At 69.2% G+C, this 22,665-nt stretch carries 19 protein-coding genes, 1 tRNA gene and 1 pseudogene; 7 read left to right on the top strand and 14 right to left on the bottom strand.

The annotated features are described in order from the left end of the window. Nucleotides 1–17: 17 nt before the first annotated feature. Nucleotides 18–2,042 (top strand): hypothetical protein, encoded by a 2,025-nt coding sequence (locus AKJ08_RS20145; protein ID WP_205624715.1) that lies wholly within the window; start codon nucleotides 18–20, stop codon nucleotides 2,040–2,042. A 17-nt stretch (nucleotides 2,043–2,059) separates the two neighbouring features. On the opposite strand, the gene AKJ08_RS11505 is transcribed toward AKJ08_RS20145, so the two are convergent. Both AKJ08_RS11505 and AKJ08_RS11500 read right to left on the bottom strand, forming a co-directional pair. After that, entirely contained in the window at nucleotides 2,060–3,070 is a 1,011-nt protein-coding gene (locus AKJ08_RS11505) for a M48 family metallopeptidase (protein ID WP_050726195.1), read from the bottom strand. Further along, nucleotides 3,070–4,152, bottom strand: a complete 1,083-nt coding sequence (locus tag AKJ08_RS11500; RefSeq protein ID WP_050726194.1) for a YjgN family protein — start codon at nucleotides 4,150–4,152, stop codon at nucleotides 3,070–3,072. The genes AKJ08_RS11505 and AKJ08_RS11500 overlap by 1 nt, the downstream gene beginning before the upstream one ends. A 273-nt stretch (nucleotides 4,153–4,425) precedes the next feature. Here AKJ08_RS11500 and AKJ08_RS20910 point away from each other — a divergent pair. From AKJ08_RS20910 to AKJ08_RS11485, 3 genes and pseudogenes are all read left to right on the top strand, one after another. Further along, nucleotides 4,426–4,695 (top strand): annotated as a pseudogene (locus AKJ08_RS20910) (NADPH-dependent FMN reductase); the annotation flags it as partial. A 17-nt stretch (nucleotides 4,696–4,712) separates the two neighbouring features. Further along, nucleotides 4,713–5,522, top strand: a complete 810-nt coding sequence (locus tag AKJ08_RS20425; protein WP_240475301.1) for a GNAT family N-acetyltransferase — start codon at nucleotides 4,713–4,715, stop codon at nucleotides 5,520–5,522. 33 nt (nucleotides 5,523–5,555) lie between these two features. Beyond that, a complete protein-coding gene (locus AKJ08_RS11485) occupies nucleotides 5,556–5,852 on the top strand; it encodes a GIY-YIG nuclease family protein (protein WP_082343089.1) in 297 nt (98 codons plus the stop codon). Nucleotides 5,853–5,896: 44 nt separating this feature from the next. On the opposite strand, the gene AKJ08_RS11480 is transcribed toward AKJ08_RS11485, so the two are convergent. The 10 genes from AKJ08_RS11480 to AKJ08_RS11435 form a co-directional block, all read right to left on the bottom strand. Next, on the bottom strand, nucleotides 5,897–6,430 hold the full coding sequence (locus AKJ08_RS11480) for a GNAT family N-acetyltransferase (protein ID WP_050726191.1): 534 nt from the start codon (nucleotides 6,428–6,430) through the stop codon (nucleotides 5,897–5,899). A 63-nt stretch (nucleotides 6,431–6,493) separates the two neighbouring features. Continuing rightward, nucleotides 6,494–7,024 (bottom strand): hypothetical protein, encoded by a 531-nt coding sequence (locus AKJ08_RS11475; protein WP_050726190.1) that lies wholly within the window; start codon nucleotides 7,022–7,024, stop codon nucleotides 6,494–6,496. A gap of 173 nt (nucleotides 7,025–7,197) precedes the next feature. After that, the gene (locus tag AKJ08_RS19325; protein WP_240475299.1) at nucleotides 7,198–7,959 is read right to left on the bottom strand and encodes a hypothetical protein; all 762 of its coding nucleotides are present in this window, start codon (nucleotides 7,957–7,959) and stop codon (nucleotides 7,198–7,200) included. 346 nt (nucleotides 7,960–8,305) lie between these two features. Next, nucleotides 8,306–8,381: transfer RNA gene (locus AKJ08_RS11465), tRNA-Gly, on the bottom strand. A gap of 87 nt (nucleotides 8,382–8,468) precedes the next feature. Next, nucleotides 8,469–10,445 (bottom strand): thrombospondin type 3 repeat-containing protein, encoded by a 1,977-nt coding sequence (locus tag AKJ08_RS21045; protein ID WP_050726188.1) that lies wholly within the window; start codon nucleotides 10,443–10,445, stop codon nucleotides 8,469–8,471. Between the two features lie 272 nt (nucleotides 10,446–10,717). Further along, complete coding sequence (locus tag AKJ08_RS11455; RefSeq protein ID WP_050726187.1) at nucleotides 10,718–11,083, bottom strand: TFIIB-type zinc ribbon-containing protein; 366 nt, start codon at nucleotides 11,081–11,083, stop codon at nucleotides 10,718–10,720. A gap of 96 nt (nucleotides 11,084–11,179) precedes the next feature. After that, nucleotides 11,180–12,457: a UDP-N-acetylglucosamine 1-carboxyvinyltransferase gene (gene murA / locus AKJ08_RS11450; RefSeq protein ID WP_050726186.1), complete on the bottom strand. Its 1,278-nt coding sequence runs from the start codon at nucleotides 12,455–12,457 to the stop codon at nucleotides 11,180–11,182. An 81-nt stretch (nucleotides 12,458–12,538) separates the two neighbouring features. Next, nucleotides 12,539–13,387, bottom strand: coding sequence for a peptide chain release factor N(5)-glutamine methyltransferase (gene prmC, locus AKJ08_RS11445; protein ID WP_050726185.1), 849 nt, complete (start codon nucleotides 13,385–13,387; stop codon nucleotides 12,539–12,541). Nucleotides 13,388–13,399: 12 nt separating this feature from the next. Continuing rightward, a complete protein-coding gene (gene prfA / locus AKJ08_RS11440) occupies nucleotides 13,400–14,485 on the bottom strand; it encodes a peptide chain release factor 1 (RefSeq protein ID WP_050726184.1) in 1,086 nt (361 codons plus the stop codon). A 107-nt stretch (nucleotides 14,486–14,592) separates the two neighbouring features. Further along, nucleotides 14,593–16,365, bottom strand: coding sequence for a RecQ family ATP-dependent DNA helicase (locus AKJ08_RS11435; protein ID WP_050726183.1), 1,773 nt, complete (start codon nucleotides 16,363–16,365; stop codon nucleotides 14,593–14,595). A gap of 166 nt (nucleotides 16,366–16,531) precedes the next feature. On the opposite strand from AKJ08_RS11435, the gene truA reads away from it, so the two are divergent. From truA to AKJ08_RS11420, 3 genes are read left to right on the top strand one after another with little or no spacing between them, the layout of a single operon-like run. Continuing rightward, nucleotides 16,532–17,281 (top strand): tRNA pseudouridine(38-40) synthase TruA, encoded by a 750-nt coding sequence (truA, locus tag AKJ08_RS11430; RefSeq protein WP_050727549.1) that lies wholly within the window; start codon nucleotides 16,532–16,534, stop codon nucleotides 17,279–17,281. Between the two features lie 37 nt (nucleotides 17,282–17,318). Continuing rightward, nucleotides 17,319–18,077, top strand: coding sequence for an SDR family NAD(P)-dependent oxidoreductase (locus AKJ08_RS11425; protein ID WP_050726182.1), 759 nt, complete (start codon nucleotides 17,319–17,321; stop codon nucleotides 18,075–18,077). A gap of 42 nt (nucleotides 18,078–18,119) precedes the next feature. Continuing rightward, a complete protein-coding gene (locus tag AKJ08_RS11420) occupies nucleotides 18,120–19,265 on the top strand; it encodes a phosphoribosyltransferase family protein (protein ID WP_050726181.1) in 1,146 nt (381 codons plus the stop codon). Nucleotides 19,266–19,268: 3 nt separating this feature from the next. Here the strand turns inward: AKJ08_RS11420 and AKJ08_RS11415 are convergent, their stop codons facing one another. Next, nucleotides 19,269–19,928, bottom strand: coding sequence for a helix-turn-helix domain-containing protein (locus AKJ08_RS11415; RefSeq protein ID WP_082343084.1), 660 nt, complete (start codon nucleotides 19,926–19,928; stop codon nucleotides 19,269–19,271). Between the two features lie 66 nt (nucleotides 19,929–19,994). Next, a complete protein-coding gene (gene clpB, locus AKJ08_RS11410) occupies nucleotides 19,995–22,625 on the bottom strand; it encodes an ATP-dependent chaperone ClpB (protein WP_050726180.1) in 2,631 nt (876 codons plus the stop codon). Nucleotides 22,626–22,665: the final 40 nt, after the last annotated feature.

Here is a 22,665-nt window from a genome sequence, read left to right as displayed (position 1 = left end):
TCTCCAGATTGCACACCATGAGTGTGGCGATCTGGGCAGTCGTCGGCGCGCTTCTCTGGGGACCCTCGAACATCGCGCCGGCCCCCGGGAACTCCCTCACGCTCCCCTCGCAGCGGCACCTCGTTCGGATTGATCCGGCGGGGACCTGGCTGGCGGCGGTGCAGCAGGAGGGCCTGGAGGGCAGGGGGCTCGTCTTCTTCCGCAGCGATGACGGCGGGACGAGCTGGCGCTACTACAAGCCGATCCAGAACGATTTCTCCCACACCGATCGGGCCGACCTGATCGTGGTGGACGGCGACATCGCCCTCGTCTGGTCGTACGAGGGACCCACACTCTCCGGCTCTCGGCGGCACGACGTCTGGTTCCAGTGGTGGCGCCAGTCGAAGGGCGACTGGTACCCCGATCCGGCGGTCCGCGTCTTCCAATCCGCAGGCGATCAGGGCGGCTACTACCGAGCCCTGCTCGCGCGCGACTCGGCGGACCGGCTCTGGGTCCAGGCCTTCAACCTCCTTCCCGACGGGACCTCCTCCGCCGAGATCTCGGTGAGCAGCGACGGCGGCAAGAGCTTCAGGAGCCAGCCTGCGCTCGATCAGGTCGCGGCCCGGGGCGGTGGGAGGCTCGTCGCCGCCGGCGGCAAGCTCCTCTTCCTCTACGACGCACACGATTGGGGGACCCCCGCCAGGATGCGCATGCGCGACGACTCGGCGCCGCTCGCGAGCTGGCAGGCGTCGCAGGAGGTGATCTCGGAGGGGATCTACCACGGCGCGGCGCTCAACGTGGCGCCCGACGGGAGCGGCGGGCTCCACGTGGTCTACAAGAGCGAGGACGAGCGGCTCTTCTACCGGCGGTTCGACGGCTCGCGCTTCGGCGCGTCGGTGCTGCTCGAGAGCCAATCGGACTGGGCGACCCAGCCGGCGCTCACGACGGTGGGGACGGACCTCTACCTCTTTTACAACCGAGCCGAGATGGGCGGCAGCCGCTACTCGTTCGTGGAGCGGCGCCTGCGCGGAGGAGTCTGGAGCGCGGCCGAGGTGGTCGACGGCTCGGCGGGCTTCAAGGGCTATCCCGCCTCGGCCGAGTCGCTGCCGGTGGGCGGGAGGGCCATTCCCTGTCTATTCAGCCAGGCGCCAGACGCGGCGAATAACGGGTACCTGGTGGGAATCGGATACGCGCTGCCGAACGACGGCGGTGGCTCTGGCGGCACCGGTGGCTCGGGCGGCACCGGTGGCTCGGGGGGCACCGGTGGCTCGGGGGGCACCGGTGGCTCGGGGGGCACCGGTGGCTCGGGGGGCACCGGTGGCTCGGGCGGCACCGGTGGCTCGGGCGGCACCGGTGGCTCGGGCGGCACCGGTGGCTCTGGCGGCACCGGTGGCTCGGGCGGCACTGGCGGCTCGGGGGGCACCGGTGGCTCGGGCGGCACCGGTGGCTCGGGCGGCACCGGTGGCACGGGCGGTACCGGTGGCTCGGGCGGCACCGGTGGTCTCGGTGGAGGAAACGCCTGCGTTGGCGGCGGGAGCGCCATGCAGACCAAACTCTACGCGGACGACTTCACCCGGACCGTATCGGGGAACCTCGGCGCGAGCTGGACGATCGACTCCGGCCGCTGGCACGCCGACGGTCAGGCGATCTCCGACACGACCGGCTCGCGCGCCCACGCCTCCGCTCTCTCCTGCCTCGACTGCCGCGTCGAGGCCCAGGTGCCGGCAGGCCAGTCGGGCGGCGTCGCCCTCCGCGTGCGGACGGGATATCGCTACGAGCTCCAGCTCCGCTCCAACGATCGCCTTCGGATCGTCCGCGTGACGCCGAGCGGTTCCTATATCCTCGCCGAGCTCGACGCGGGCGCCGGTCCCGCCGGTACGCTCACGACGATCTCCCTCTCCGCCGAGGGTGGGACGAGCGTCCGACTCGTCGCGTGGGTGAACGGCTCAGCCCGCGTCGACGTCGTGGACACCTCGGGCTCCTTCGCAGCGGCAGGCGGCGCCGGGATCTCGGCGAGCCAGCGAGACGCCTCCTTCCGGCACTTCCGCGTCTACGGGAAGTAGCCGGAACGCCAATTGGCTCAGGGCTGCTCGAATCGCGCGACGCGCTCCTCCGTGGCTGGATGGGAGGAGAGGTACGAGTGGGCGCTCGCGCCTTTGGCACCGGCGGCGTCCTCCAGCTTGCGCAGGATGGTGGCGAAATGATGCGGCGCGACGCCAGCGCGGCGCATCAGGGCGAGCGCAAATTCGTCCGCCTCGGACTCATGCGCACGGGAGTAGCCAGCCTGCGAGTAAATCGCGGGAACCGCAGCGAGGAGATTCGAGATCTGACCCACGTCCCCGAGGTAGACGCCCAGGATGAGGGCGACCGAGGAGCTCTCGATCGCCATGCGCAGGCCGTGCCGTTGGCGCACGTGGCCGATCTCGTGTGCGAGCACAGCCGTCAGCTCGTCGTCGTCCTCCGCCAGGTTCAGCAGCTCGTCGGTGACGACCAGCGTGCCATCCGGGAGCGCGAACGCGTTGGCGCTCCCCAACTTGCGCAGCTCGAGGTGCAGGGGGAGATCCGGATGGAATGCGGCGATCCGGGTGAAACTGCCCTCCACACGAGCTCTCGCCGATGCGTCGGACTCCGATGGGTGGAAGAGCGTCTTGTCCAGGAACGTGAGCGTGCCTTGCCCGACTCGATGGGCGAGCTCGTTGGGGACCCTGTCTGCCACCTGCCGAGCACCGAACGGGATGCCCCAGACGGCGCCTGCCCAAAGGAAGAGGAGCACCCCGGCCAGCGCCGCACAGACGACGGTCCAGCTGCCCTCGATGCGGTTCAGCCAGCCGCTGCCGATGCGTTCGCCACCGAGCCGGGCGAGCGCATCCGCCGCATCGTTGTCCGTGGTCTCGAGCTTCTGGTCGTAGGGAAGCGCGATCGATCGCAGCGCGCTTCCGAGCCGCGGCGCGACCCGAAACGCGCCGCGCGCGAATCGGAGGTCAAGGCCGTCGCCCTCCAGGCGAACGGCTCCCTCGTCCTCCACGTGCACTTGCACGACGTGCGGCTCGGACGTCTCGCCGTCGTAGTAGACCGCCTCGAAGATGCGCATCAGCCGAAGCCGATATCGAAGTCGCCCAAGTCATGGAGTGCGTCGCCGACTGCGCCGTCCCCCTCCTGCGCGGCAGCGGCCGCAACGATGAGAGGTCCTGCAGCGTGGAACGTGAGCTTCTCGAGGCGGTAGCGATGGTTTCGCACTCTCGCCCAGGGCACGGCGAGGCCCAGGGTGCAGACGATGGCCAGGATGTTGGTGAATTGCAGCCAAAGGACCTGCCTGAACTTCTGCGCCGACGCCAGCCGATGCTCTCCGATCTCGATGCCACCCCACACCAGGTTTGCGAGACGAGTCTTGATGAAGACGATCGCGACGAAATACGAAGCGGCCGCGGGGAGAGCAATCAGGTTGAGCGCCCACTTTCTCGAGGCATCGTCGAGCGACGCCATGAACCCCACCGTGCTGCCCACCAGGATCCCGATCATGAGCCCCAACAGAGCTGCACCGCCCCAGTACGCTCGAGCGAAGTCCATTGCCCGAGTACGAAAGCGCATGGGCAGCTTTCCGAACGTGGAGGATTCGACCACGAAGCGCGTAATCCTCCACTGGAGCCACGGCGCTCCGATGCCGAGTGTGACCATTGTAATCGCCATGCCCGGCAGGTATTCGCCGGCAGCCTGGCTTGTCGTTCCTCGGAACGAGAAGCGCACGTTCCGCCAAGCGGAGTTGCGCATGCTGAAACGAAACGCCTTGACGAGGACCCAGGGCGTAGCGAGCATCAGCAGAAAGGCAAGCAACAAATAGAGGCCGGCGGAATACTGCTTCGACACCGCCATCACTCCCAGCGCCGCAGCCACGAGGATCCGCCCCTTCAGGATCTTTCGCGGGTCTGCCAGGTAATCGAAGCTCGCGCCGTCCAGCCAGGTATGGCGATAGAAGTACTGCTTGTTGCGTACCTTCGCCCACGCCGAATAGATGCCCAGCGTCACGATCGAAAGGGCCACATTCACGATCCAGATGCGAAAGTACTCGCTCGCGTTGCCGGTAAAGTGAAAGGGAAGAGCGACTCTCTCGTGGACCGCGTCGGTGGCGTCAGCGGGCTCGGTGCCGAAAGTGGTCACGTCGGTCGTTTCAGTCATAGGCCGGATCCGTCCTGCCAGGCGGCAGCGTCGACGCAAGGCGAATAGTGGAAGCCGCTGAGACTGCCAGCGAGAGGAACTGCGCGTCAAGGCCGCGAGATTGTCCAGCTCCTGGTCATCGCCGGCCCAGTGCGAGCAGGTGGAACGGCCACTGATTTCGCACGTCCGCTCGACTACGATTCGCACAGAATACGGGACGAAGCCCGGTGCGAGCGGCTCGATTCCCTGCCGGACGCGAAGCTCGCGACAGAGACAGGCCTGTTGGGGAGCAGCATGAGAATCCTGGCGATCAGTGGGAGCACAAGGTCGGGCTCCACCAACACCGCGGTCGTCCGGACGGCCGCCGAGCTCGCGCCCGAACCCGTGTCGGTCCGCGCCTTCCATGGGCTCGCGCGGCTTCCGCCGTTCAACCCGGACGCCGATCGGGATCCTCTTCCCGGAGCGGTGAGCGAGCTTCGTGCCGCCATCGCCGATGCCGACGCGCTCCTCTTCTGCACGCCCGAGTATGCAGGCGCGCTCCCCGGAGCGTTCAAGAACCTCCTCGACTGGACGGTCGGGGCGTGGAGATCTCCGGCAAGCCTGTCGCCTGGCTCAACGTCTCCGGTGGCCCCACGCGGGGCGCGGATGCCCACGCGTCCTTGCGCAAGGTGCTGGGGTACGTGGGCGCGGACCTGGTGGAACGCGCGTGCCGGCACGTCCCGCTCCCGCGCTCGGGCATCGACGCCGAGGGGCTCGTCTCCGATCCGGAGGCGCGCGCGGCGATCCGGGACGTGCTTCGCGCCCTCGCGGAGCACGTCGCGCCGAACGGGGAACCGGCCCACGGGGGCGTGCGACTCGAGACGCCCGACCTCGTTCTGCGAGAGTTCGTTCCGGCGGACTGGGAGGCAGTGCACGCCTACGCCGCCGACGCCGAGGTGGTCCGCTACGAGCTGTGGGGGCCCAACACGGAGGTTCAGTCGCGGGCCTTTGTCGACGCCGTGATCCGCTCCCGTGCCGAGGATCCGCGCCGCGCGTTCGAGCTTGCCGTTACGCTCCGTTCGACGGGGCAGCTCATCGGGGGCGCCGGTCTGCGTGTCCGCGACGCGGCCCACCGCGAGGGAGACATCGGCTACGCGCTCCACCCGGCCTTCTGGCGCCGCGGCTTCGGCACGCAGGTGGCGCGCGCCCTCGTTCGCTTCGGCCTCGACGAGCTCGCCCTGCACCGCATCTGGGCGACCTGCCACTGCGAGAACGCCGCTTCGGCCCGGGTCCTGGCCAAAGCCGGCTTCCAGTACGAGGGCACCCTGCGCGCCCACCGTTTCCAGCGGGGTGAATGGCGCGACTCGCTGCTCTTCGCGATTCTGGAGACGGACCCGCGGTCCGACGCTTGAAGAGGCAGTGCCGGCTTTAGTATGGCCCCACCTATGGCCGAAGACGTCCGCCATGCGCCCGCTACACTCCCCGCGATGCCCGCGGGCTGGTGCGTCTACGTGCTCCTCTGCGGGGACGGCTCGCTCTATACCGGCGCTACGAACGACCTCGCGAGGAGGGTCGCGAGGCACGCCGCGGGAAAGGGTGCGGCCTACACGCGGTCGCGCCTCCCCGTATCTCTCGCCTGGTCGGAGCCGGCCCTGGACCGGGGCGCCGCGCTCCGCCGTGAAGCCGCCATCAAGCGGCTCCGGAGGCAGGCGAAGCTCGCGTTGCTCTCGGATCAGCGCTGACGAGTATACAACCTCCGTCAGGTTCCAAGGCTTCGTATGCGACGTCAGCCCGTCGAACGCGTCTCGCCGACGAGCCTCTTGCTCATGACGAAGCTGTCGTAGTTGACCTCGGGCCACCGCACCGCCTCGATCACCCGATAGCCGTGTCGCCCGTAGTAGGCGACGAGGTGGGTGGCCCGCTGGGCGGTGTCGAGGGCAAGCTCGGTGGCGCCTGAGATCCTGGCCGTCGACTCGGCAGTTTCCAGCAGGCGGTTCCCGATCCCCTTTCCCTGGTGCGCCGGCGCGACCGCAAACTGCTTCACGGATGCGACCTCGGGGCGATCGAGCCACCTCGAGCCGTAGGTCGCAGAGGGTGGATAGTAGGTGAGCGTTCCTACGGGCTCTCCTCCGGCCATGGCGAGGAAGCACATGCCGTTTCGAACCCTCTCACGCGTCCGCCTCTCGTCCTGGGTCGCCGCCACGAAGTGGAGCCCCATGTCCGCGAGCGATCGGTACGCACGATTCAACAGCACCGTCAGGTTCGCGAGCGAGTCGTCGCCCCGGAGCCTCCGAATCTCGATCTCGAACGGACGTTCCACGCATAGCCTTCCGTTCCCGACGGCGCAGCTCTAGTCTAGGCCGCGGCGTTCGCTCCCCTCGTTTCAGGTGCACGAGCCGTCGACGCATGATTCGCCTTCGCCGCAGGGCATCCAGCAGTCGCCGCAGTTCAAGGGATCGGAGGAGAGATCCCTGCACTCCATCGACGTCTGGCCGCACATGACCAAGCCGGGCGCGCAATCGGTCATGCAGCTACCGTCGTCGCAGAACTCGTTTTCGGCGCAGGCATTTCCGCACCGGCCACAGTGACGTTCGTCCTGGCCGAGCCACACGCACTCGCCGTCGCAGAGGGTGCCCCACTCGCATTGGGCGACGCATGTGCCGTCGACGCAGGTCTCGAACGATCCGCATTTGTTCCAGCACTCGCCGCAGTTCAAGGGATCGGAGGAGAGGTTCGCGCACTCCATCCACGTCTGCCCGCACATTTTCTGGCCGGGCGCGCAATCGGGCATGCAGCTTCCGTCGTCGCAGAACTCGTTCTCGTCGCAGGCATTACCGCACCGGCCACAGTGACGGTTGTCCTGGCCGAGCCACACGCACTCGCCATCGCAAAGCCAGCCCCACTCGCAGGTCACCTGCCCCGGATCATCCTTTCCCCCATCCTCTCCCGGGTCTCGCTGGCGGGAGGAGCAGGAGGTGATAGTTAAGGCTACCAGGAACAGCGCTATGGTCGCTCGCATGTAGTGGCTACCTCATGCTAAAAGTGTGAACGGAGAATGCTGGCGCGGACGGATGGGCTGTCGCCGCGTCAGGGCTCCTCGGCCTCGATCACCCATGTCTCGAACGGCACGTCGGCGTCGGGGGGCGCGGGTTGCGGCGCCGTTTTTCCCGGATACGGCCGGAACACGACCCCGCCGCCGGCGTAGCGATCGCCCCGTGTGACCTGCACGTCGCACTCGCTCGGGAGGTCGTCGCACTGCAACGCAAACGCGTACTGCCTACCCGCCTCGATGAACACTGGCGTCAGGAAATGGTGCTCGATCTGCCATCGGCCATCCACCTCGCGGTAGACTCGCGTCGAAACCGAGAGGAGCCGATGGGAATCGTCCTGCAGATCGAACAACCCGCCGTACCTAACGTCGGCGACGATCCAGGCGAGGCGGCCCGACTTCGTCGGCGTAAACGTCTGAAACGCTCCGTATTCTTTCCGTGTCAGCCGAAGTGACTGGAGGTCGTCCGTCTCCGCCACGTGCCGCTGGTCTTGCACTGCCGCGGGCGGGAGCGAACACTCCGTGGTACAGGCGTCAACCCGGGTCCCGTTTTCGGCACCATCGTCGCAGCTCTCGCCTTGCTGGACGATGCCGTCGCCGCACCCGGCCGGCGCACATCTGGCAAACATTCCGAACGAGCCGTCCTTGAGGTTCCAGCAGGTCTCTCCGCGTTTCCCGCAGTCGTCGCCTGGCAGCTGATCTTTGCAATCACCGTACGCGTCGCAGTTCCACGCCACGCCGTCGAAGCAGCCCTCCCGTTTGCATTGTTCGTTGGGGCACCAGCAGCTCGGATCGTCCACTCCACAGGGACCGTCGCACCAATGCGGATCATCTTCCCTGCAATCGGCGGCTCCACCCGCGCCACCCGTACCTCCGGCAGCGGGCGATTCGCCCGAGGCCGTGCAGGCGAAGGTGAAGAGCAGCAAGAGCGCCGCCCCCAGGAGGCCGGTCGTTGAAAGCTCAATTCGGTCGGTCACGGCTGATCCCCCAGGTCGCCAGCTTTGCCCAAACATTACGGAGGTCAGAGACTAACTCAACGTTTAGGCACCTGTCACTGAGCCTCCTGTTGAAGCTCGCCGACTCGGACTCCTCGCCGCGAAAAGAGAAAGGCCCGGATCGCCTTGAAAGCGAATCCGGGCCTTTATTTGGAGCGGGAAACGGGATTCGAACCCGCGACCCTCAGCTTGGGAAGCTGATGCTCTACCAACTGAGCTATTCCCGCGCAAGCTGCAGCGCGTACGCAGGAATAGAGGGAGCGAGGATCCAAGTCAAGCGCGAGATCGCGTGAAAATCACGCGCTTGGCGAGGATCAGCTCCGCCGCCGGCGGTGCAGCGCGAGGCCGGCGAGGACGAGGCCGATGGCGGACGGCACACCCGCGGCGGTGGTGCAGCCACCGGACTTCTTGTGCTTGGTGCTGCCCGCGTCGCCGCCGCCGGAGCCAGCGGAGCCACCGGAGCCGCCAGCGCCATCGGAGCCGCCAGAGCCACCGGTGCCGTCGGTGGGGAGGTTGGGGTTGCACGCATCGCCGATGCCGGTGCCGGTGGAGTCCTTCTGGTCCGGGTTGTAGACGTCGGGGCAGTTGTCGTCGGCGTCGGGGATCCCGTCGCCGTCGCGATCCGGCGGCGTCTGGCCGGAGAAGACGAGGCGGTCGACGAGGAGGGTGGTGCCCGCGGGCGCGCCTGCGAGCTCGAGGCGGAGCTTGCCGATGGTGCCGGCCCAGGCCTCGTTGGATTCCAGGGCGAAGACGTAGGTGTGGAGCTTGCCGTCGGCGATGGGGTTGAGCTCGAACGAGGTCTCGGCGAAGTCCGCGTCGATTCCGCCGACGAGGAGGTAGAGCGTGGCGCCCTTGGCAGACTCGGGGACGGAGAGCGTGACGAAGGCGCTCTTGTACTCGTCCGCCGCGATCTTCACGTTGTCGTGCTCGATGCCCACCGGAGACTCGGCGGAGAGCGCCCCCGCCTCGGCGGCCCGGGAGCCCTCGAGGGCGAGCAGGCCGGCGACGACGACGGGCTCGTTGCTCACGCCCAGTCCGGTCCAGCCCTCGGCGTCGAGGGTGAACTCCCAGCGGGGATAGTCGTCGCGGCCGGACACGGTGGTGATCGCGCGCATGCGCGTGAACGTGGCCTCGTAGAAGTACTCGTTCCAGTAGCGGCGGAGCGCGTCGATCTTCATGACGGCCGCGTCCTTGTCGGAGCCTAGGCCGCCGTCCTTGAGCTGGTTGAAGACGAAGAGCGTGCGCGTGGTCCTGGCCGCGTTGGCGAACGAGGGCGAGCGATTGCCGTATAGATTGAGGACGTCGCCGATGGTGACGTCGACCCGCGCGCCGTCGACGAGCTTCACGCTGCTCTCGGGCGCCGCGGCCGCGTCGCAGTAGTTGGAGCCCGGGCAGCCCGCGGCGTGGATCAGGAAGCTCGGCTGGACCTCGTCGGCCTCCATGATACCCATCGCGTAGAGGTCGAAGTCGGAGTAGCGGGTGAAGGGCACGTGCTCGAGCCGGAACTTGCCGTTCTTCTGATCGATCCAGCGGTTGCCCTCCATCGGCGAGCCGCCGCTGTCCAGCCAGTAGCTCCAGTGGGCGGCGTCCCGGCCCAGCATCGCCTTGTTGGCTTTCTGGGTGACGGGATCACGGAAGGAGAGGAAGGCGCCCCAGCGGTGGCCGACCTCCTGGCCGAGGATGCCGTGGATCGAGCGGAAGGTCGTCGCGAAGGGCGGCTTGTCCCTGCAGCCGTCCTGGAACCAGTAGCCGTACGCGCAGCTCCACCAGAGGTTCATGGAGACCAGGCCCTGCAGCTTGGAGCCCGAGCCGATCAGGGCCGACCGGAAGTCGTGCAGCTGCATGCCGGTGCCGCGGATCTCGTTCGCGATGGGCTGGTAGTACGCGCCGCCGAAGTCCGAGGTGTAGAAGTCGTTGAAGAAGATCGGGATCTCGAAGTCCTTCCCGATCGCGTTCCCGAGCTTGCGCAGCAGGTTCGAGCCCTGGTTGTTGAGCTCGTAGAACGACACGCCCTGGTAGTCGCCGGAATAGGCGAGCGGGCAGGCGGCGCCGGTGCACACGGCGGACTGCACGGCGACGATCTCGCCGAAGATCTCCACGTCCGGATCCGCCTCGGTCTGCACGGGCGAGTAGACGGGCGGGAGCTTCTCCAGCGAGCGCCGGACCTCCTCGACCGGGATCACGCGGGGACGCGAGATGGGGTAGTCCACAAGGGGCTTGGACGGCGCTGCCGACGCGTGGGAGGCGAGGAGCGAAGCGAGCAGCAGGAGTGGGAGGCGAGAAGCGGCCATCGGCGCAGGTCTCCTTTGGGACACGCGCAACGAACGGCCGGAGCCAGCGCGGGGGCCGGGATCCTATCGGAGGTTGCTTGGGGGTTCAAGCGACCGCCTGCCTGCGTTCTCGAGGGGGGGGCGAAGACCCCCGGAGAAAGCGAGCTCCATCGTCTGGGTCGAGACCCGAACGAGGCGCGCGAGGGGGCGGAAGAGCGGTCCGGTCGATCCGGACCCGTTCGCGCCCACCGAGGCGAGCGCGAACGGACGGACCGCCGGCCGGGGTCCGGGAGTTAGCCCTTGAACTCGCGGAAGTGTTCGACGATGGCGGCCTCGATCGAGTCGAGGTCGTCGGCGTCTGCTTCGGGGAGGTCGAGCCAGATGCCGCCGCAGCTCTCGCAAGTCTCGTAGCGAAGGCCGCTCTTGTCGTTGCCCTCGATTACGGTGAGGTCGACGGAGCATTCGGGGCAGGCGACTGCGATCTCCTCGATGTTCGCGCGCCCGCCCATCCGGTCGAGGACGAGCAGTCCGTTGCGGAGGAGGAGCCGGTTGAGGTCGCCTGGATCGATGAAGATTCCGCTGCATTCGGCGCAGCGCTGCAGCGAGATGTCCTCTCCCTCGAGCAGGTTCATCTCGTCGGTGCAGCGGGGGCAGTCCATGGAAGTGGGTCTCCCTTTCGGTTCGGGTGGTTGGGTGTGGGGGTTGAACCGGGGAGAACAGCCTATCAAAGCGGCTTGTTCCCCCGCAACGGCCCTCTAAGCCTTCACCCGACGGATCTCGGCCCCGAGAGCCCGGAGCTTCTTCTCGATCCGCTGGTAGCCGCGGTCGAGGTGGTAGACGCGCTGTACGGTGGTGGTCCCTTCGGCGCAGAGGCCCGCGAGGACGAGGGAGGCCGACGCGCGCAGGTCGGTGGCCATCACGGGGGCGCCGGAGAGCCGCGCGCTGCCCTTGACGATGGCGGTCTTGCCGTCGACGGCGATGTTCGCGCCCATCCGCGAGAGCTCCTGCACGTGCATGTAGCGGTTCTCGAAGACGTTCTCGGTGACCACGGACGAGCCCTCGGCCACGGCCATCGCGACCATGAGCTGGGCCTGCATGTCGGTGGGGAAGCCGGGGAAGGGCTGGGTCTTCACGTCGACGGCCTTGAGGCGCTTCGGGCCCCGGACCCTCACGCCGCCGTCCCGGGCCTCGATGAGGGCCCCGGCCTCGCGCAGCTTCTCGATCACCACCTCGAGGTGGTCGGGCACGCAGCCCTCGACGAAGACGTCACCGCCGGTGATGGCGGCCGCGACGAGGAAGGTGCCGGCCTCGATCCGATCGGGGATGACGTCGTGGTCGGCGGGCTGGAGGGAGTCCACGCCCTGGATCTCGATCCGGTCGGTGCCGGCGCCCTCGATCTGCGCGCCCATGGCGTTCAGCGACCGGGCCAGGTCCTCGACCTCGGGCTCGCGGGCGGCGTTCTCGAGGACGGTGGTGCCCTTCGCCAGGGCGGCGGCCATGATCAGGTTCTCGGTGCCGGTGACGGTGGCGACGTCGAAGTTGATCCGGGCGCCGGTGAGCCTCCGCGACCTGGCCTTGGCCTGGACGTAGCCGTGCTCGAGGCTGATGGTCGCGCCGAGCTTCTCGAGGCCCATGAGGTGCTGATCGATTGGCCTCGCGCCGATTGCGCACCCGCCGGGGAGGGAGACGCGCGCCTTGCCGTAGCGGGCGACGAGGGGCCCGAGGACGAGCACGCTCGCGCGCATGGTCTTCACGAGCTCGTAGGGCGCGATGGGCTCGAGGTCCGCGGCGGGCGGCACGGTGACGGTGATCGACGTGCTCTTGCGACCGGTGCCCCTCTCGAAGCCGCAGCCCATGGAGCTCAGCAGCTTGCCCATGGTGGCGATGTCGGCCAGCTCCGGGACGTTCCGGAAGGTCGAGGCTCCCTCGGCGAGGAGGCTGGAGGCGAGGAGGGGGAGGGCGGCGTTCTTGGCGCCGGAGACCTTCACCGTCCCTTCGAGGCGCTTGCCGCCCTTGATGACGATCGAATCCAAGTGAATCTCCTTCGGGCGCTCGAACCTACCGCTACCCGGTCGAAATGCGATCCGCAGGCCGCCGTCGGGAGGCCGGGATCCCTATCGCGTCGCGACCAGGAATCGGTCACGTCGGGTGAAATCTTGTTCCACATGCGCCTCGGCGAAACCCGCGGCGACGAAGAGGTCGACCGCCACCCTGGGCTGCTCGATCGTCAGCTCGAGGGCGAGGAGGCCGCCGGGGACGATCCGTTCGGGAGCGTCGATTGCGATCCGCCGCACCAGGTCGAGGCCGTCCGGGCCGCCGTCGAGGGCGAGCTTGGGCTCTCGCCTCACTTCGCGCGATAGGCCGGGGATCTCGGCGCTCGGCACGTAGGGAGGATTCGAGACGATGGCCTGGTAGGGGGGCTCGCCAAGCACCGGCGCGAAGAGATCGCCCACGAGGATCCGGCAGCGGTCCGCCACGCCGAGCTTCTCGGCGTTCGCGCGGGCGACCTCGGCGGCCCCCGGGTCGAGCTCCACCAGGTCCACCTTCACGTCTTCGCGCTCGGCGGCGATGGTGAGGCCCACGCAACCGGATCCGGCGCAGAGATCGAGGACCCGCGCTCCGGGCGCCAGGCTCCGGAGGCCGATCGCGACGAGCTCCTCCGTCTCGGGCCTCGGGATGAGCACCCGGGAATCGACGAGGAAGTCGCGGCCGTGGAACTCCTTGCGGCCCAGGATGTAGGCGGTGGGCTCCCCGGCCGCGCGACGCTCGATCCGCACGCGGTAGGCGGCGAGCTCCTCGGGCGAGAGGGGCTTGTCGAAGTCGAAGAGGAGGCGGACCCGGTCGACGCCGAGGGCGTCGGCGAGGAGGACGTCGGCGTCGGTGCGCGGCGAGTCGGCGCCGGTCCGCTCCAGATAGCCGGCGGTCCAGAGGATCGCGCGGCGCACCGTCCAGGCCTCGGACATGCCTTGGGTCACCTAGATGCGGGCTTCGGAGCGGGCAGCCTCTGCTTCGAGCTGCGACGCCATGAAGTGGTTGCGGCAGGCCACGAGGAGGTCGTGGATGTCGCCGTCCATCACCGCGTCGAGGTTATGGCGGGTGAGGCCGATGCGGTGGTCGGTCAGGCGATCCTGCGGGAAGTTGTAGGTGCGGATCTTCTCCGAGCGATCGCCGGAGCCGACCATGCCGGAGCGCGAGGCATCGCGTTCGGCGCGCTGCTTCTCGACCTCGATCTCGTAGAGCTTGGCGCGGAGGATCCGGAGCGCCTTCGCGTAGTTCTTGATCTGCGACTTCTCGTCCTGGCAGACGACGATGATGCCGGTGGCGAGGTGGGTGAGGCGCACCGCGGAGTCGGTGGTGTTCACGCTCTGTCCGCCGGGGCCGCCCGCTCGCATCACGTCCTTGCGGTAGTCCTTCTCGTCGAGCTTGACGTCGACCTCGTCGGCCTCGGGGAGCACGGCCACGGTGGCGGTGGAGGTGTGGATCCGCCCCTGGGCCTCGGTGGCGGGCACGCGCTGCACGCGGTGGACGCCGCCCTCGAACTTGAGCCACGAGTACGCGCCCTCGCGCTGGATCTGGACCTGGACCTCCTTGATGCCGCCGGCGCCGGATTCGGAGCGCGAGAGGATCTCGTACTTCCAGCCCTGGCGCTCGGCGTAGCGCAGGTACATGCGGAGCAGGTCCGCGGCGAAGAGGCCGGCCTCGTCGCCGCCGACGCCCTGGCGGATCTCGAGGATCACGTTCTTTTCGTCGGCGGGATCCTTCGGGAGGAGGAGGATCTTCAGCTCGTGCTCGAGGACGGCGTGGCGCTCCCGCAGGCCCGGCAGCTCTTCCTTGGCGAGGGCGCGCAGCTCCTCGTCCTTCTCGTCGAGGAGGAGCTCGTTGTCCTCGATCTCCTTGCCGACCTTGTTGAACTCGCGGAAGACGTTGACGATCGGCTCCAGCGAGGCGCGCTCGCGGGCGACCTTCTGGAACTTCTCGGCGGCCGAGAGGACCTCGGGGTTCGAGAGCTCGAGGGTGAGGCGCTCGAAGCGGCGCTCGAGATCGTGGAGCTTGTGGTTCATATCTCTTCTTGAACGCTCGGCGGGGACGGCGAAATCCGCCGCCGGGCGAGGGCCGGCGCATCCTAAGGAGGCCCCCGGAGCCGGTCAAGGAAGGTCGGCGGCGTACTTTAAGTCTGCTCGAGAAAGGCCCGCTTCACGGTCCGCTCGCCGCGGCCGGGGAAGAAGGCGGTGACCCGATCGTCCTGGACGTCGAGGACCTCGCCCTCGCCGAAGGCGGGGTGGCGGACCCGGGAGCCCGGGGCGAGCACCGGCGATCGTCCGGTCTCCCTGGCCTTCTTCTTCGCTGGGCGGAAGGCCCGCATCGGCCGCAGCGGGCGTCTCCCCTCCGCAGCCGCAGCCTCCGCCGCGGCTCGGGCGGCCGCCGCGCGGGCCTCGGCCTCCTCGGAGAGCCTGCGCTCCTCCTCCTTGCGGGCGTCCTCTTCGGCCCGCCGAACCCGGCGCACGCAGTTGTCGCAGTGGTTGCAGGTGGAGGGCCCGTCCTCGCCGAAGTAGGCGAGGAGGATCCGGGTGCGGCAGAGGGTCGAGGTGGCGTAGCGAACCGTCGCGTCGAGCCTGGCGCGATCCTCCCGGCGCTTCTCCTCGTAGCGGAGCGCGGCGGAGGCGAGATCCTCGTCGGAGGCGTGCAGGCCGGTGGCGCGCACGGTCGCGCCCTCCTCCTCGGTGGCGAGCCCGATCTCGGTGAGAAGCGATGTAACCACCCGTGCCGTGCGCACGGGGACCTCGGCGGCGTTCGCCAGGGCCTCGATGGCGACGGGCTCGGACCGGCCGTGGCGCTCCAGCGCCCGGCTGACGCGGATCACGTCCTCGGGGCGGGGATAGCGGCCGCCGAGGAAGTAGGCCTGCACCCGGCGATCCCCCGCCTGGTAGAGAAGGGTGCACCGCGAGGGCCTCCCGTCGCGGCCGGCGCGGCCCGCCTCCTGGAAATAGGCTTCGAGCGAGCCCGGCATCTGGGCGTGGATCACGAAGCGGATGTCGGGCTTGTCCACGCCAAGGCCGAAGGCGTTGGTGGCGACGATCACCCGTGGCGATCCGCTGCCCATGAACGCGCGCTGGACCGCCTCGCGATCGCGGGCGCGCATCTGTCCGTGGTAGCGGCCGACCTCGACGCCGCTCTCCGCGAGGAGCTGCGCGATCTCCTCCACGTGCTGGATGGTGGCGCAGTAGACGATGCCGGAGCCGCGCGAGCGCTTCACGAGCTCGACGAGTCGGCGCCGCCTGCCCGGCTCGGTGGTGGTGGAGACCACCTCGAAGAAGAGGTTCTCCCGGTCGAAGCTGCCCAGGATGACCTGGGGCCTGCGCATCCCGAGCTGGCGGACGATGTCGCCGATCACCTTGTCGGTGGCCGTGGCGGTGAGGGCGAGGACGGGCGGATGGCCGAGCTCGTCGATGGCCGAGGCGAGGCCCAGGTAGGCCGGGCGGAAGTCGTGGCCCCACTGGGAGACGCAGTGGGCCTCGTCGACCACGAAGAGCTGGGGCCGCGCCCGGGCGAGCACCCGGCGGAATGAGGGGTCGGCGAGGCGCTCGGGGGTCACGTAGGCGAGCTGGTGGGCGCCCTGTCCGATCGTCTCGACGACCGCCTTCAGCTCGCGGCCGGAGAGGGTGGAGTTCACCATCGCCACGTCGGCGCCGACGGCGCGGAGCTTCTCCACCTGGTCCTGCATGAGGGAGATCAGCGGCGAGACCACGACGGTGGTCCCCTCCAACGCCAGCGCGGGGAGCTGGTAGGTGAGGCTCTTTCCGCCGCCGGTGGGGAGGATCGCGAGGACGTCGCGGCCCTCGAGGCTGGCCTGGATCACCTCGGCCTGTCCCGGGCGGAAGCGCTTGATGCCGAAGCGCTCGCGGGCCAGCGCTCGGAGGCCCTCCAGGGTCAGGTCGGTCAACGGCTGCTCCATCGTCGAATCGGGTTCGGCAAAGCTAGGTACTCTGCGCATGCCTTCCTTCGGGGTACAACAGGCCGCCGCGCCCCTTTTCTTCGGCGAGGTGAGCCCCGCACGCGAAAGCTCGCGGATCGCCTCGTTTTCCTCCCTTTCGTCCTCCGGCATCGCCATGCGCACCCTCAAGCTCACCCTCGAATACGACGGAACCGACTTCGTCGGCTGGCAGGTCCAGCCGAACGGGCGCACGGTTCAGGAGGTGCTCGAGGGGGCGCTCGCCCGCCTGCTCGGCGGGGAGTCGGTGCGGGTCACGGGGGCGGGCCGTACGGACGCAGGGGTCCACGCGCTTGGGCAGGTGGCGACCTTCCGAACCGCGCGGGAGCTGCCGTTGCAGGCGTTCGAGAAGGGGCTGAACGCGATCCTGCCGGACGACGTCGCGGTGGTGTCGGCGGAGGAGGTGGCCGAGGGCTTCGACGCGAGGCGCAGCGCGTCGGGGAAGCGCTACGTCTACCGGATCTCGAACCGGCCGGGCCGCTCGCCGCTTCGCAGGCGAACCCACTGGGAGCTCTTTCGCCCGCTGGACGTGGAGGCGATGCAGGCGGCGGCGGATCGCCTCCTGGGCGAGCACGACTTCTCCGCCTTCCGAGCAGCGGATTGCCCGGCGAAGACCACGGTGCGGATCCTGCGCCGGCTGGACGTGCGCGCAGGCGCCGCCGGCGAGATCGTGATCACCGCGGAGGCCACCGCCTTCCTCAAGCACATGGTGCGCAACCTGGTGGGGACGCTGGTGGAGGTGGGCCTGGGCAAGCGGGAGGCCGGGACGATGCCGGCGCTCCTCGCGAGCGGCGACAGGCGCCTCGCCGGGCGGACGGCTCCGGCCAAGGGCCTCGTGATGGAAGAGGTCTTCTACGAGCCGCGGTAGCGGAGGGCTTCGCGCCCGCGAAGGGAAGGGATCGAACATGGATCTGAAGCTCCAGGGAAAGCGCGCGATCGTGACGGGCGGCTCGAGGGGGATCGGCCTCGCGATCGCCAAGGCGCTCGCGGCGGAGGGCTGCTCGCTCGGCCTGATGGCACGGGGCGAGGCGGGTCTCGCCAGGGCGGCCGAGGAGATCCGGGCGTCGGGCGCTCGTGTAGAGATCGCCGCGGCGGACGTCACCGACGCCGCCGCCCACGACGCAGCGCTGGCGAAGCTCGCGGACGCGCTGGGCGGCGTGGACGTGGCGGTGGCGAACGCCGGTGGCTCTACGCCGGGCGGCGTGCTCGACACGCCCGACGAGGCGTGGCGGTCGCAGTGGGAGCTGAACTTCCTGTCGGCGGTGCGGCTCCTCCGCGGCTGTGCGCCCCGGATGGAAGGTGGCGGCTCCTTCGTGGTCGTCTCGTCGATCTCCGGGCTCGAGGCCTTCGGCCGGCCGTCCTACGTCTCGGCGAAGGCGGCGCTCCACGGCTTCGCCAAGTCCGCGGCGCTGGAGTGTGCGCCGCGGAACATCCGGGTGAACTGCGTGGCGCCGGGATCGATCGTCTTCCCCGGCGGCTCCTGGGACAAGCGCCGTGTCGACGATCCAGCGTTCTACGCCGAGGTGGAGCGCTCCATCCCCTTCGGCCGCCTCGGCAGGCCTGAGGAGGTGGCCGACGTGGTGGCCTTCCTCGCGTCTCCCCGGGCGTCGTGGGTGACCGGCGCGGTCGTAGTGGTGGACGGCTCACAAACGCATCGGTTCTAGCCGCCGCGCTCTTGTGTTCGTCGGGGTAGGATGTGCGAACACATGGAACGCTACCTCGACAGGATCGACGCCGGAAGGCGTCTCGGGAAGCTGCTCGCGCCGCGGATCGACGGGCCGGCGGTGGTGCTCGCGGTGCCGCGGGGCGGCGTGCAGGTTGGGGCGCAGGTGGCGGAGGCGCTCCACGCGCCGATGGTGCCGCTGCTCGTGCGAAAGGTCGGGCTGCCGGAGCAGCCGGAGGTGGTGGTGGGCGCCATCGACGCCGACGGTGCGATGGTCACCACCGGCCTCGCCAAGGACTCGGGCCTCCTCCCGGCCGAGATGGAGAGCATGGGCGAGGACGTGGCGATGCGGCTGGCCCGCTGGCGCGAGGTCTTCGGCGCGCCCGATCCGGCCGAGGTGGTGCGGAGCCACGTGGCGGTGATCGTCGACGACGCGGTCTTCACCGGCCTCACCACCCGCGCCGGGATCGAGTTCCTCCGGCGGCGCGGCGCCGAGCGGATCCTCGTCGCGGTCCCCTGCGGCGTCTCCGACTCGCTGGACGAGCTGGGTGCGATGGGCGTCGAGATCGTCGCGCCCATTCGGGTGGATCGGGATGAACAGATCCACTCGTGTTACGCCCATCTACCGGAGGTGACGGCGGAGGAGGTCTCCTACCTCCTCGCTCGCGGCGGCCTCTCGCTGCCGCAGGGCCAGGGCGGGACGCCTTCGGGGGATCGCTCGCTCCGGCTGGTGGACGGCCGCGCCGTGGCCCACAAGGCCGTGCTTCGGCTCCCCGCCGGGATCGGCCCCTGGCCCGGCGTCGTCCTCGCGGGTCGCGGAACCGAGCCCGGCACCAGCGCGGGGGACTCGCTCTCGGCGCGGCTGGCGGAGGCGGGCATCGCGAGCGTTCGCCTCGATCTCGGCGGGGGCGCTGCCGAGGAGGCGGTGCTCGAGCTCGCCCTCGACGTGCTCTCGTCCAGGCCTGAGCTCGATCCCTTCCGCCTGGGCGTGGTGACCGGGGGCGTTTCCTCGGCTCCCGCAGCCGAGGTCGCGGCCCACGACAAGCGCGTCGTCGCCCTCGCGGTCTACGCGCCGCCCAGCAACCTCGACGTGCCCGATCGCAGCCTCATCGTCGAGGGCGGCGTCCTGGACGTCCGGGAGATCGATCGCATGGCGCGCTGGTTGGCCGATCGCCTCCGGCCAGGATAGCCTTCAGCCTACCGAGTCGGCGTAGGTCATCACGAGGTACATCCGGGCCTTCGTCTGGCCCGGGTTCCGGTAGACGTGGGGCGAGTCGGCCTCGAAGAGGATCGCGTCGCCCGTCTTGAGGCGCGTCTCCTCGCCGTTGAGCTCGATCGCCACCTCGCCCTCGACCACCACGAGGTTTTCGCCCGTGCCCGCCGGGTGGGGATCCGCGCGCTCGACGCCTCCGGGCGCGAGCTCGAGCTCGTAGAACTCCACCCGGCGCGGCTCGTCGAAGGGGAAGAGCGCCCGGGAGGTGAAGCTGCCGTCGGCGCTGGTGAGCCGCCTCGCCTCAGTCGCGCGGAGCACGGTGGTGCCGGACGCGACGCGGGCGGTGATCAGCGCGGAGAAGGTGACGTCGAGGGCCCGGGCGATCTTCCAGAGGACGTTGATCGTGGGCGCGCTCCTGCCGAGCTCGATCTGCCCGAGCATGGCGCGGCTGACCCCGCAGGCCTGGGAGAGCTTCTCGAGCGAGAGGCCGCGCCTCATGCGCAGCCGGCGCAGGTTCGCGCCGACCGTGGGGGCGAGATCGGGGCCGTGGATCTCGGTCTCGGCGTCGAGAGCGGGTTCGGCTTCCTTGGCCTTCGGGGGCCTGGCAGTCGTCTTCTTGCGGGGAGGAGTGGGGCTCATGTGTCGAGCGCCATGATCACGCAAAGACCCGCCGAAAGCCAAGGCGGGTCTTTGAGAGATTCTTCTCTACGCGTGCGCGGTCGGCTGCGTGGGCCGGGGCTGGCCCTTGGCGTGGAAGACCAGCTCGTCGCCCTTGGCGTCGACCTCGATGGTGTCGCCCGGGTGGAACTCGCCCTGCAGGAGGCGCATCGCGAGGTCGTCGAGGAGCAGCCTCTGCATCGCGCGCTTCAGCGGGCGGGCGCCGTAGGCGGGGTCGTAGCCGGACCGGGCGATCAGATCCTTCGCCGGGCCGCTGACCTCGATGGAGAGGTTCTTGCCCTCGAGGAGCTTCGAGAACCGCTGGAGCTGGATGTCGACGATCTGCCGGAGCTGCGCCCGGGTGAGCGGGTGGAAGATCACGGTCTCGTCCAGGCGGTTCAGGAACTCGGGACGAAAGGTCGCCCGGAGCTCCGCCATCACGGCGTCGCGCACGCCCGCCGGGATCTTCGCCTCGCCCTCCTCGCCGGACAGGCCCTCCTGGATCACCGGCGAGCCGATGTTGGAGGTCATGATGATCACGGCGTTGCGGAAGTCGATCGTGCGGCCCTGCCCGTCGGTGAGGCGGCCGTCGTCGAGGACCTGCAGGAGCGCGTTGAAGACGTCCGGGTGGGCCTTCTCCACCTCGTCGAAGAGCACCACCGAGTAGGGCTTGCGGCGCACCGCCTCGGTGAGCTGCCCGCCCTCTTCGTACCCCACGTATCCGGGGGGCGCACCGAAGAGGCGGGCGACGGTGTGCTTCTCCATGTACTCGGACATGTCGAGGCGGACCATCGCCGTCTCGTCGTCGAAGAGGAACTCGGCGAGCGCGCGGGCGAGCTCGGTCTTGCCCACGCCGGTGGGCCCTAAGAAGAGGAACGAGCCGATGGGACGGTTCGGATCCTGGAGCCCCGAGCGGGAGCGGCGAACGGCGTTGGCCACCGCGTGGATGGCTTCCTTCTGGTCCACCACCCGCTTCGAGATCCGATCCTCCATCTTCACGAGCTTGGCGAGCTCGCTCTCGAGCATCCGCGTGACCGGGATGCCGGTCCACTTGCTAACAATCCAGGCGATGTCCTCGGGATCGACCTCCTCCGTGAGCATCGTCCGCTCCTTCTGCAGGGAGGAGAGCTGCTTGGACGCCGCCTCGACCTCCTTCTCGAGGGAGGGGATGGTGCCGAAGCGCAGCTCGGCGGCGCGGTTGAGGTCGCCCTTGCGCATGGCGTCCTCCTCGTCGGCTCGCGCCTTCTCGAGCTTCTCCTTCGCGTCGCGGATCTTCTGCAGCTCCTGCTTCTCGCTCTCCCAATGGCTCTTGAGGCCGGTGAACTCCTCGTTCAGCGATCCGAGCTCCTTCTCGATCTTCTCCAGGCGGTCGCGAGAGATGGGATCCTTCTCCTTGCGCAGGGCCTCGCGTTCGATCTCGAGCTGGAGGATCTGGCGGCGCACGGAGTCGAGCTCGGCCGGCATCGAATCCATGGCGATCCGCAGCCGGGACGCGGCCTCGTCGATGAGATCGATCGCCTTGTCCGGGAGGAAGCGGTCGGTGATGTAGCGGTTGGAGAGCGTCGCCGCCGCGACCAGCGCGGAGTCGGTGATCCGCACGCCGTGGTGGGTCTCGTAGCGCTCCTTGAGACCGCGGAGGATCGAGATCGTGTCCTCCACCGAGGGCTCGTCGACCATCACCGGCTGGAAGCGCCTCTCGAGGGCGGCGTCTTTCTCGATGTGCTTGCGGTACTCGTCCACCGTGGTGGCGCCGATGCAGCGCAGCTCGCCGCGGGCGAGGGCGGGCTTGAGCATGTTGCCCGCGTCCATGGCGCCCTCGGCCTTGCCGGCGCCCACCAGCGTGTGGAGCTCGTCGATGAAGAGGATCACCTCGCCCTCGGCGCGGGCGACCTCCTCGAGCACCGCCTTCAACCGCTCCTCGAACTCGCCGCGGAACTTGGCGCCGGCGATGAGCGCGCCCATGTCGAGGGCGACGAGCTTCTTGCGCTTGATCCCCTCGGGCACGTCGCCGTCGACGATGCGCCTGGCGAGGCCCTCGACGATGGCGGTCTTGCCCACGCCGGGATCGCCGATGAGCACCGGGTTGTTCTTGGTGCGCCGGGAGAGCACCTGGATGGTGCGGCGGATCTCCTCGTCGCGGCCGATCACCGGGTCGAGCTTCCCCTTGCGGGCGAGCTCGGTGAGATCCTTGCCGTACTTCTCGAGGGCCTGGAACGACGTCTCCGGGTTGTCGCTGGTGACCCGGGCGCCGCGGCGCAGCTCCTGGAGCACCTGGATCACGCGGTCCTTCGTCACGCCCACGCTGGAGAGCGCGTCGCCCGCGCCGGCCTTCTCCTCGGCAATCGAGGCGAGCATGTGCTCGGTGGAGACGTAGTCGTCGCCGAGCTTGGCGGCGAGATCCTCGGCGCGATCGAGGGCCTTGGCGAGGCGCTGGGCGAGGTAGGCCTCGCCGCCGTGCACTTTCGGGATCTTCGAGAGCGCTTCCTCCAGGCGGGAGCGCAGGAGCTCGAGGTTCGCGCCGATCTTCCTCAGCACCGGCGGAACGATCCCTTCGGTCTGATCGAGGAGCGCGAGGAGGAGGTGCTCCACGTCCACCTGCTGGTGGTCGCGGCGGCGAGCGATCCCCTGGGCGCTCTGCAGCGCCTCCTGGGCCTTCAGCGTGTACTTTTCGAGCTTCATGGCAGCAAGCTAAGACGGGCCGCGACCTTGGCAAGCGAGG

It is taken from the genome of Vulgatibacter incomptus (assembly GCF_001263175.1).
Lineage (GTDB): Bacteria > Myxococcota > Myxococcia > Myxococcales > Vulgatibacteraceae > Vulgatibacter > Vulgatibacter incomptus.
Note: the sequence above shows the minus strand (reverse complement) of the source record. Positions and strands in the feature narration are given on the sequence as shown.

Bases quoted from the DNA above. Each gene is read 5' to 3' on its own strand.
- AKJ08_RS21045 (WP_050726188.1), bottom strand. From the start codon at position 10,445: ATGGCCGCTTCTCGCCTCCCACTCCTGCTGCTCGCTTCGCTCCTCGCC.
- prfA (WP_050726184.1), bottom strand. From the start codon at position 14,485: ATGAACCACAAGCTCCACGATCTCGAGCGCCGCTTCGAGCGCCTCACC.
- AKJ08_RS11455 (WP_050726187.1), bottom strand. From the start codon at position 11,083: ATGGACTGCCCCCGCTGCACCGACGAGATGAACCTGCTCGAGGGAGAG.
- prmC (WP_050726185.1), bottom strand. From the start codon at position 13,387: ATGTCCGAGGCCTGGACGGTGCGCCGCGCGATCCTCTGGACCGCCGGC.
- AKJ08_RS20145 (WP_205624715.1), top strand. From the start codon at position 18: ATGAGTGTGGCGATCTGGGCAGTCGTCGGCGCGCTTCTCTGGGGACCC.
- AKJ08_RS11420 (WP_050726181.1), top strand. From the start codon at position 18,120: ATGGAACGCTACCTCGACAGGATCGACGCCGGAAGGCGTCTCGGGAAG.
- AKJ08_RS11500 (WP_050726194.1), bottom strand. From the start codon at position 4,152: ATGACTGAAACGACCGACGTGACCACTTTCGGCACCGAGCCCGCTGAC.
- clpB (WP_050726180.1), bottom strand. From the start codon at position 22,625: ATGAAGCTCGAAAAGTACACGCTGAAGGCCCAGGAGGCGCTGCAGAGC.
- AKJ08_RS11415 (WP_082343084.1), bottom strand. From the start codon at position 19,928: ATGAGCCCCACTCCTCCCCGCAAGAAGACGACTGCCAGGCCCCCGAAG.
- truA (WP_050727549.1), top strand. From the start codon at position 16,532: ATGCGCACCCTCAAGCTCACCCTCGAATACGACGGAACCGACTTCGTC.
- AKJ08_RS11505 (WP_050726195.1), bottom strand. From the start codon at position 3,070: ATGCGCATCTTCGAGGCGGTCTACTACGACGGCGAGACGTCCGAGCCG.
- AKJ08_RS11485 (WP_082343089.1), top strand. From the start codon at position 5,556: ATGGCCGAAGACGTCCGCCATGCGCCCGCTACACTCCCCGCGATGCCC.
- AKJ08_RS11425 (WP_050726182.1), top strand. From the start codon at position 17,319: ATGGATCTGAAGCTCCAGGGAAAGCGCGCGATCGTGACGGGCGGCTCG.